Source organism: Armatimonadota bacterium, from assembly GCA_031460175.1.
Taxonomy (GTDB): Bacteria; Sysuimicrobiota; Sysuimicrobiia; order Sysuimicrobiales; family Sysuimicrobiaceae; genus Sysuimicrobium; species Sysuimicrobium tengchongense.
The window spans coordinates 23,932-32,229 of the sequence record JAVKGW010000013.1 but is presented as its reverse complement, the minus strand read 5'-3'; the positions used below and the strand labels follow the sequence as shown (position 1 = coordinate 32,229).

The following is an 8,298-nucleotide window of genomic DNA, read 5'->3' as shown; positions in this document are numbered from 1 at the left end:
GCCACGCACACGAGCACAAGGGGAGGGTGCAGGGAGACGGAGGTGAAGGCGTTGGCGGTCATGCCGTGGAGTACTTCCCCTGCCCTCGCGGCCAGCACCGTCACCCCCGTGGCGAACTCCCCCATGATCCGACGGAAGGTGGGCGCATCCATCCACCGTTCCTCTGCGTACTTTTGTCAGCTTACCACGTTCGGTCTACACCCCACGTCACGCTCCGGACGCGCCTAGGGATCTTCCTCCAGTCTCCGCCAGTCCGGTTGGGGTCCCCACTGATTGGCCGCCCACCGGCTGTCCGGCCACTCCCGGGGCGGGTAGTGGGCCCGGTCGTCGTAGAACCGCTCCAGCTCCGCGGAGAACTCCACCCGGTTCCGGTCCGGGTCCTGGAAGAACAGGAAGAGGTTGTTGCCGGGCCCGTGGCGGCCGGGACCCCAGATGAGGGGGATCCCGCGGGTCGCGAGGTGATCCGCCCACCGCTTCATGTCCTCCCAGCTGGCCACCTCGAAGGCATAGTGGTCCAGGCCCACGTCCGGACCGCGGACCGCGGCCATCACGTGGTGGGGGGGACCACAGCGGAGCCACACGAAGTTGCGGGCTTGCCAGTCCGACACCCGGAAGCCCAAGGCCCGCTCGTACCACTCCGCCACCGCCACGGGATCCCGGGTGGTGTAGGTCACGTGCTGAAGATAGGGTCCCGGGTAGGCCAGGGGAGCCGGATCCGGAACACCCCGGACGGCCTGGAGCAGCAGGCGACGTCCCTCCACGTCCTCCACCGCCAGCCCCTCCGGGGTCTCCTCGTAGGGAACACCTGCCATCTCCAGGCGGTCCCGGGCCTCCCGCAAATCCTCCACCTCGTACACCGTCCACAGGAGGGCTGGCTCCGGAGCAGGCCGGAACTCCAGAAAGCAGGGTTCAGGACCTGCCGCCACCCGATCCGGCCCGAGGGCGCCCAGGCCCAGCACCGTGCGGTAGAACCGCACCTGCCGAGAAGGGTCCGGGCTCCCGAACACCAGCCCCACCAGCCGGGTCACCGGGGAGAACCGCCACGCGCTCATGCTCCCCTCTCCTCTCCGGCCTCGCCCTCCCCGCTTTCTTCGAACTCGCTGTCCCCAGGCCTGTACAGACCGTAGGGCAGGGGAGCCCCCACGGGCCAGGTCCCCTCCACCTGCATCCGTCGGCCCACCTCCCGCGCCCGGGCCACCACCAGAGCGCCCAGTTCCCGCTGCCGGGGTTCCCAAAGCCGCAAAGCCGCCTCCACGTCTCCTCCGCACCGGACCAGGGCCTGGCTGAGCTGCCACGCATCCTCTGCCGCCTTCGCAGTGCCTGCCGCGATGTGGGGCCGGGCCACGAAGGCCGCATCCCCCACCAGACACGTCCGCCGGGAAGCCATCCGGTGGATCTCCACATCCCCGATCAGCTGGAGGAAGGGACGGGGGGTACTGACGACCACCTCCGCCAGCTGCGGGGGAAGTTCGTCCCGGGCCCGTTCCCGCAGCCGATGGACCAGATCCTCCCGAACGCTCCCCGGGGGAACCGAGACGGGCTGCCGGACCCCCTCCCGATCCGTCATGAAGGCGTCCAGGTGCGTGGGATCCACGTTCCAGTACCACACCCAGTTGATCCGGCTTCCCCCTCCCCCTCCCTCGTCCGGCTGCACGATGGGGTAAGCCAGGGCATGACCGGGCTGCAGGAGGAAGTACGTGATGGACTCCGAAAGCCACGCGAAGGTGCTCGGGGAGATCTCTTGCCTGCCCACCGTCCCCCGCCAGGCCAGGTATCCCGCGTACTCTAAGGAAACTCCCGGGGCGATCCATTCACGGCCCGTGGATCGGATGCCGTCCGCCCACACGAGGAGATCCGCGGTTTTCTCGGTCCCGTCCGCGAGCCGGATCCTGACCCCCGCTTCCTGTTCTTCCTGGGCGCAGACCTCGCACCCCAAGCGGTACCCCTCCCGCCCGAAGAATCCCAGGTAGGCGCGGTACAGGGAGGAGTACGAGGCGAACCAGTAGCGGCAGGGCGCCTCGTGGGCCACCGCACCGCCGCGATCCAGGTACCGCAGCTTCCGGACCGCGGCCGCCAACGAAGAAAGTCTCATCCCGTGGTCCATCAGGTACCGGACGGTGGCCGGATGCAGGACGATTCCCACCCCCCGGCCCTCCAGGAGGTGCGAGGACCGCTCGTAAATGGTGACCTCACAGCCGACGGAGCGAAGCCACAACCCCGCATTCAGACCGCCGAGGGATCCGCCCGCGATCACGACCCGGAGTGGCCTTCGGAGCACGGTCCTTCACTCCCTGACCGCTCCCCGCTCCGGCCCTCCTGTTCCCTCAGGGGTCCGCTGGAAGAGCTCGATCAGGTACCCGTCCGGGTCCTGGATGTAGAGCTGCATCACCCCATCGCCCCGCGGCATGGGACCTCCCAGGATGGGAATCCCGGCCCGGAGGAGCTCCTCCCGGGCCGCCTCGAGGTCCGCGACCTCGAAGGCGAAGTGGGTGGCAAGGCCCGTGCGCTTCGCGCTTCCCGCCTCCGGAAAGCCGGGCGGGGCCGTGGTGTCCTCCGCCAAGATCAGGTGCACCTCCGCGTTTTGCCGCCGGAACCAGGCGCCCCGGAAGGTGAACGTGGACGGCCGTGGGACCTCCTCCAGTCCCAGGACCTTCCCGTAGAACCACCGGGAGCGCTCAAGGTCCCGCACCACAAGGCTGCAATGCTGCAACGACCGGATGTCCACCGTGTCCCTCCCCCCTCGTCTCAGGAAACGGACCTCCCGTACCGCTCCATCCTCAACCGGGCCGTGTACGCGTGGGCCATCATCCCCTCCGCCTCCGAGATGCTCGCGGCCCGCCGGGCCACCTCCACGCTCCCCTCCCGGCTCAGGCGCTGGTAAGTCACCGTTTTCAGGAACTTCCCCACCCAAAGCCCCCCCGTGAACCGGGCCGCCCGGCCCGTGGGCAGGATGTGGTTGGTCCCGATGGCCTTGTCGGAATAGACCACCGTGGACTCCTCGCCCAGAAAGAGGGTACCGTAGTTCCGCAGCCGCTCCAGATACCACGAGGGGTTCCTGGTCTGGACCTCCAGGTGCTCCGGCGCGTACTCGTCCGCCACCGCCACTGCCTCCTCCTCGGAGTCCACCCAGATCACCTCCCCCCGATCCCGCCACGCTGCCCGGACGATCTCGTGGGTGGGCAGGTGGGGGATGAACCGCTCCACCTCTTCCAGCACCCGCACCCCGAGGTCTCGGCTCGTGGTCACGAGAACCGCGGGGGAGTCCGGGCCGTGCTCCGCCTGCCCCAGGAGGTCTGCGGCCACCACGTGGGGATCCGCACCATCGTCCGCGATGATGAGGATCTCCGTGGGACCCGCGAGGAGATCCACCCCCACGGTTCCGAACAGCTGCCGCTTTGCCTCCACCACATATGCGTTGCCGGGTCCCACGATCATGTCCACGGGCCGGATCTCCGGGATCCCGTAGGCCATGGCCGCGAGGGCCTGCACGCCTCCCAGGCAGTAGATCTCGTCCGCCCCCGCCACCGCCATGGCCACCAGGGTGGCCGGATAGATGCCCTCCCCCCGCGGGGGGGCACATGCCACGACCCGCTCGACCCCGGCCGCTCTGGCGGTGACGATGCTCATGATGGCCGATGCGATGAGGGGGTAGCGCCCGCCCGGCACGTAGCACCCCACGGAGGCCACGGGGATGTGCCGGTGGCCCAGGATCACGCCGGGCCGGACCTCCACCTCGAGAGGGCCCAGGGTCTCCCGCTGCAACCGGGCGAAGGAGCGCACCTGTTCCGCGGCGAACCTGATGTCCTCCAGCAGCGCCGCGGGCAGAGACCGGCAGGCCCGCTCGATCTCCTCCTCCGTCACCCGGAACCGGGGAGGATCCCACCCGTCGAACCGCCGGGAGTATTCCCGCACGGCCTCTTCCCCCCGCCGCCGCACGTCCTCCAGGATCCCGCGCACCGTCTCCTCGACCGCGCGCCGATCCCCCTCCACCTTCGGAGAAGCGCGCTTCAGGTACTCCCGCACAATCCCCTCCTCACCAGGCGACCCAACCTCCGTCCACCAGGAGCGTGTGTCCTGTGACCATGGCCGCGGCGTCCGAGGCGAGATACCGAACCGCATCCACCACGTCCTGAGGGTCCGCCAGACGCCTCAGGGGGATGCGGCGCAGGACCTCTTCCCGGAACCAGGGATCCTCCAGCATGCCCCGGGTCATGGGGGTCTCCACGAAGGTGGGGGCCACCGCGTTCACCGTCACGCCGTAGGGGGCCCATTCCACGGCCAGGACCCGGGTCAGGTTCACGACCCCTGCCTTGCTGGCGCAGTAGGCCGCGCGGAAGTAGAATCCCACGAACCCCATCTGGGAGGCCATGTTCACGATGCGGCCGTAACGCCGCTCGACCATCCGTCGGCCCGCGGCCTGGGCGACGAAGAACAGGCCCTTGAGGTTTGTGTTCAGCACCAGGTCCCACTCCTCCTCCGTGACCTCCAGGGCGGGGCGCGGGAGGTTGACCCCCGCGTTGTTCACGAGGATGTGCAGAGGGCCCAGCCGTTCCTCCGCCTCCTCCACCATCCGCTGAGCATCCTGGACCCTGGTGACATCCGCCTGCACCACCACCGCTCTCCGACCCAGATCCTGGATGCGCCGAGCGACCCGCTCGAGGTCAGGCCGGCTGCGGCCGGCCACCGCCACGTGAGCCCCTGCCTCCGCGAGGCCCACCGCGATGGCCTCCCCGAGCCCCCGGCTCGCGCCCGTCACCAGGGCCCGTTTATCCTCCAGGGAGAACCGTCCGGTCCCTCTCGGCTCCACCTTCGCGGTGTACTCCGTTCACTGCTCCGAGACCAGGCGGCCCGCCACCGCCCAGTTCTCCTGAGGGACGGGGTCGAAGATCACCCAGATGTACTCCCTGGGGATCTGGGTGTGGCGGTGGACCACCTCCGTGATCTCCTCCGCCAGGGCCTTGCGGGTCTCCTTGGACTGCGGGAACGAGCTCACGCGGATCAAGGGCATCTCCATCCCCTCCTTCCCTATCGGTTTATTCTTCCCAGAGGGCCAGGGCTCGAACCGGGGAACCCGACAGGCCCACGAACCGTAAGGGCAGGAACATGACGTAGAACCCATCGTGTCGGGGGATGCGTTCGATGTTGTTCACGATCTCCGTGTGGATGACCTCCCGCTCCCCGTGCACCCGATGGTTGGGATAGCTCAGATCCGCGGGGTTGTCCGTGCTGGGAGCGTCCGTGCACACGTTCACCACCCCCTGGTCCAGGATCCAGCGGCTTGCCTCCTCGTCCAGGCCCGGGTACTCCGTCAGGAAGCGGTAGGGGTCTTCCCAGTGCCTCGCGGCTCCCGTGTAGTACAGGAGGGTGACGCCCGCCCGGAGCTCCACATTCGCCTCCCGCAGGGCCCGCTGCACGTCCGCAAGTCGGATATGCTGCCGGGGCGGCACCCAGCTCACGTCGATCCAGACCCCGGGGGTGATGAGCTGGGTAAGGGGAACCCGGTCAACGGTCTTCTCCGGCCGCTCGGGATTGAAGTGATACACCGCGTCCAGATGGGTGGACACGTGATCGCACATGGCGATTCCGAACACCCCATATCCCCCGAAGGGGGAATCCGGAGGCAGTCGCAACCGTCGGACGTCCTCGTGGGTCAGGTGCCACCACGTCGCCACCCGCATGTGGCCGGGATACACGGGGATGTGCGGGCCGATCTCCCGGGAAAGGTCCAGGACGTGAATCCGTTTGCCGAAGAGCTCCACCACCACGTGGTCCCGGTATTCCTCCATGTGCCCCTCCCGTGCCTAGATTCCGGAAACCCCCAGGAAGGCCTGAACGAGTTGCGGGTCCTCCTGGATGCCCTCCGGGGTGGTGCAGAGTCGCACCCTTCCCTGATCCACGATGTAGATCCGCTGCGCGAGCTCCATGGCCACGGTGACCATCTGTTCCACCAGCACCACCGTCACCCCGCGGGCGTGGATCTCCCGCAGCACCTCCGCCAGCGCGCTCACCAGACGGGGCATCAACCCCTGGGTGGGCTCGTCCACCAGCATGACCTTGGGACGCACCACGAGCGCCCGGGCGATGGCGAGCATCTGTTGCTCTCCGCCCGAGAGGGTCCGACCCTTCTGACGCAGCCGCTCCCGGAGCCTTGGGAACAGGGAGAAAACGTCCTCCAGACGCGCGCTTGCCTCCCGTCCCTTCACGCCCGCGGCGTGCAGCGCGAGCCACAGGTTCTCCTCCACGGTGAGCTCGGGGAGCACCCGACGCTCCTCGGGCACCCACGCGATCCCGCGCCGGGACACCTCCTGGGGCGGGAAACCCGTGATCTCCTGCCCCTCCAGCAGCACCCGTCCGGCCCGCGGGGGCACGATGCCCATAATGCTCTTGAGGATGGTGGACTTGCCGGCTCCGTTCCGCCCCACCAGGGCCACGAACTCCCCCTCCGCCACCTCCAGGGAGACCCCCTGGAGCACATGGCTCTTCCCGTAGTACGAGTGGACGTCCTCCAGCCGTAAAGCGTCCCGACTCATCCCCTGACCTTTCCCAGGTACACCGCCTGGACCTCTTCCGAAGCCTGGATCTCCTCCGGAGTCCCCTCCGCCAGGATGCGCCCGAAGTGGAGCACGGTGATCCGCTGACACAGATTCATGATCACGGGCATCTTGTGTTCTACGATGACCACGGTCCGCTCCCGCGCGATCTCCTGCAGCAGTTTCATGGTCCTCTGAATCTCCTCCCCGCTCATGCCCGCGGTCGGTTCGTCCAGCAGCAGGACCTCAGGATCCATGGCGAGGGCCATGGCCATCTCCAGGTGCCGCTGTTCCCCGTGGGAGAGCGCATGGGCTGGAAGGTCCCGCTTCCCGTAGAGCCCGACCCGGGCCAGCAGGGCCTCCGCCCGCTCCAGGGTGGGCCGGTCCAGGTCCACCCGCTGCCAGAAGTTCCATGCCCGGCCTGGACCCTGGACCACCACCCGAACGTTCTCCAGGCACGAGAGGTTCGGAAACACCTGTGTGATCTGGAAGGATTTCACGATGCCCCGGCGCGCCAGGTCGTACATGGGCCGGCCGGTCACGTCCTGGCCCCGGTACAGGATCCTCCCGGCGCTCGGCCGGATCTCCCCGGCCAGCAGCCGCAGGAGGGTGCTCTTGCCGGCCCCGTTCGGCCCGATGATTCCCCGGATCTCCCCGGGCTGCAGGGCCAGGTTCACCTCGTCCACCGCGGCCAGGGATCCGAACCGCCGGCTTAAGCCCTCCGTGACCAGCACCGGTCCCCTCATCCTTCCGAACTCCCGAGGGCAGGCGCATGCCTCCGGAAGCGGGCCTGCAGCTGCTCCACCGTGCCCCAGATGCCGTGCGGGAACACCAGGACGCACACGATAAAGAGCAATCCCACGAAAAACGGCCACCGATCCACGATGGCGGGCAGAGCGCTCAGGACGTCCTGCAGCCCCACGAAGGCCAGGGCCCCCACGAGGGGGCCCAGCAGCGTCCCCGCGCCTCCCAGGATGGTGATCAGGACCGCATAGCCGGAAGTGGTCCAGTGCAGGCTGTTGAGTCCCGCGAACTTCAGGAGGTACACGTTGAGGGCCCCCGCGGCGCTGCTCATGGCTGCGGAGAGGACGAAGGCCCACAACTTCAGACGGAAGGTGTCGTACCCCACCGCCTCCGCCCGGAGCTCGTTTTCCCGGATGGCCTGCAGGGCGGTGCCGAAGGGGGAACGGAGCAACCTCCGGAACCCCAGGAACGCCCCGAAGGTCAGCAGTGCCAGGAGGACGTAGACGTCCCGGGAGCTCTCCAGCGCGTACGCCCACGGCCCCACCTGCACGTGGGCCACGGGGATCCCCCGCAGACCGTCGTCGCCGCCCGTGACCTCCCGCCACTGGTGCGCGATGAAGTACAGGAGCTGCCCGAAGGCCAGGGTCATGAGGGAGAAGTAATCTCCCCGCCGACGCAGGCAGAAGAACCCCACCACCGCTCCCCCCACCGCTCCCACTCCGATGGCGGCGGGCAGGGTCCAGAGCACGTTCGCGGTGATCTCCCGGGCCAGCAACCCCGCGGTGTAGCTTCCCATTCCGAAGAAGGCTGCATGCCCGAAGGACAGCAGCCCCGTGTATCCGAAGAGCAGGTTGTAGCCCAGGCTGAACAGCGTGTACACGAGGATCTGCGCGGCCAGGGCCTCGTAGGGGAGCACCACGGGGAGGAGGAGGAGGAAAGCCGCCAGGGCCGCCGGGAAGGACATCGCCTGCAGGGGTCCGCGGGACGTGAGGAGTTGAGAGGGAATCTTCAGCTCCATGCCCCC

The 8,298-nt window shown here is 68.5% G+C and carries 11 protein-coding genes; all 11 read right to left on the bottom strand.

Features of this window, described 5'->3' with window-relative positions:
- The coding region (locus QN206_12285) for a flavin reductase (protein ID MDR7615584.1) at window positions 1-152 on the bottom strand (152 nt) is incomplete at its 3' end.
- A 72-nt stretch (window positions 153-224) separates the two neighbouring features.
- Window positions 225-1,052, bottom strand: coding sequence for a VOC family protein (locus QN206_12280; GenBank protein ID MDR7615583.1), 828 nt, complete (start codon window positions 1,050-1,052; stop codon window positions 225-227).
- On the bottom strand, window positions 1,049-2,278 hold the full coding sequence (locus QN206_12275) for a pyridine nucleotide-disulfide oxidoreductase (GenBank protein ID MDR7615582.1): 1,230 nt from the start codon (window positions 2,276-2,278) through the stop codon (window positions 1,049-1,051). Before QN206_12275 ends, QN206_12280 begins: the two co-directional genes overlap by 4 nt.
- 6 nt (window positions 2,279-2,284) lie before the next feature.
- Window positions 2,285-2,725 (bottom strand): VOC family protein, encoded by a 441-nt coding sequence (locus tag QN206_12270; protein MDR7615581.1) that lies wholly within the window; start codon window positions 2,723-2,725, stop codon window positions 2,285-2,287.
- A 20-nt stretch (window positions 2,726-2,745) separates the two neighbouring features.
- Entirely contained in the window at window positions 2,746-4,023 is a 1,278-nt protein-coding gene (hisD, locus tag QN206_12265) for a histidinol dehydrogenase (protein MDR7615580.1), read from the bottom strand.
- 10 nt (window positions 4,024-4,033) lie between these two features.
- Window positions 4,034-4,807 (bottom strand): SDR family NAD(P)-dependent oxidoreductase, encoded by a 774-nt coding sequence (locus tag QN206_12260; GenBank protein MDR7615579.1) that lies wholly within the window; start codon window positions 4,805-4,807, stop codon window positions 4,034-4,036.
- 18 nt (window positions 4,808-4,825) lie between these two features.
- Window positions 4,826-5,014: a 4-oxalocrotonate tautomerase family protein gene (locus QN206_12255; GenBank protein ID MDR7615578.1), complete on the bottom strand. Its 189-nt coding sequence runs from the start codon at window positions 5,012-5,014 to the stop codon at window positions 4,826-4,828.
- A 19-nt stretch (window positions 5,015-5,033) separates the two neighbouring features.
- A complete protein-coding gene (locus QN206_12250) occupies window positions 5,034-5,786 on the bottom strand; it encodes a cyclase family protein (protein ID MDR7615577.1) in 753 nt (250 codons plus the stop codon).
- Between the two features lie 15 nt (window positions 5,787-5,801).
- Window positions 5,802-6,530: an ABC transporter ATP-binding protein gene (locus QN206_12245; GenBank protein ID MDR7615576.1), complete on the bottom strand. Its 729-nt coding sequence runs from the start codon at window positions 6,528-6,530 to the stop codon at window positions 5,802-5,804.
- Window positions 6,527-7,276: an ABC transporter ATP-binding protein gene (locus tag QN206_12240; GenBank protein MDR7615575.1), complete on the bottom strand. Its 750-nt coding sequence runs from the start codon at window positions 7,274-7,276 to the stop codon at window positions 6,527-6,529. Before QN206_12240 ends, QN206_12245 begins: the two co-directional genes overlap by 4 nt.
- Complete coding sequence (locus QN206_12235; GenBank protein MDR7615574.1) at window positions 7,273-8,292, bottom strand: branched-chain amino acid ABC transporter permease; 1,020 nt, start codon at window positions 8,290-8,292, stop codon at window positions 7,273-7,275. Before QN206_12235 ends, QN206_12240 begins: the two co-directional genes overlap by 4 nt.
- Window positions 8,293-8,298: the final 6 nt, after the last annotated feature.

What these genes read in the sequence shown, in the direction of transcription:
- QN206_12255 (MDR7615578.1), bottom strand. Translation starts at nt 5,014, where the DNA reads ATGGAGATGCCCTTGATCCGCGTGAGCTCGTTCCCGCAGTCCAAGGAG.
- QN206_12250 (MDR7615577.1), bottom strand. Translation starts at nt 5,786, where the DNA reads ATGGAGGAATACCGGGACCACGTGGTGGTGGAGCTCTTCGGCAAACGG.
- QN206_12280 (MDR7615583.1), bottom strand. Translation starts at nt 1,052, where the DNA reads ATGAGCGCGTGGCGGTTCTCCCCGGTGACCCGGCTGGTGGGGCTGGTG.
- QN206_12245 (MDR7615576.1), bottom strand. Translation starts at nt 6,530, where the DNA reads ATGAGTCGGGACGCTTTACGGCTGGAGGACGTCCACTCGTACTACGGG.
- QN206_12240 (MDR7615575.1), bottom strand. Translation starts at nt 7,276, where the DNA reads ATGAGGGGACCGGTGCTGGTCACGGAGGGCTTAAGCCGGCGGTTCGGA.
- QN206_12235 (MDR7615574.1), bottom strand. Translation starts at nt 8,292, where the DNA reads ATGGAGCTGAAGATTCCCTCTCAACTCCTCACGTCCCGCGGACCCCTG.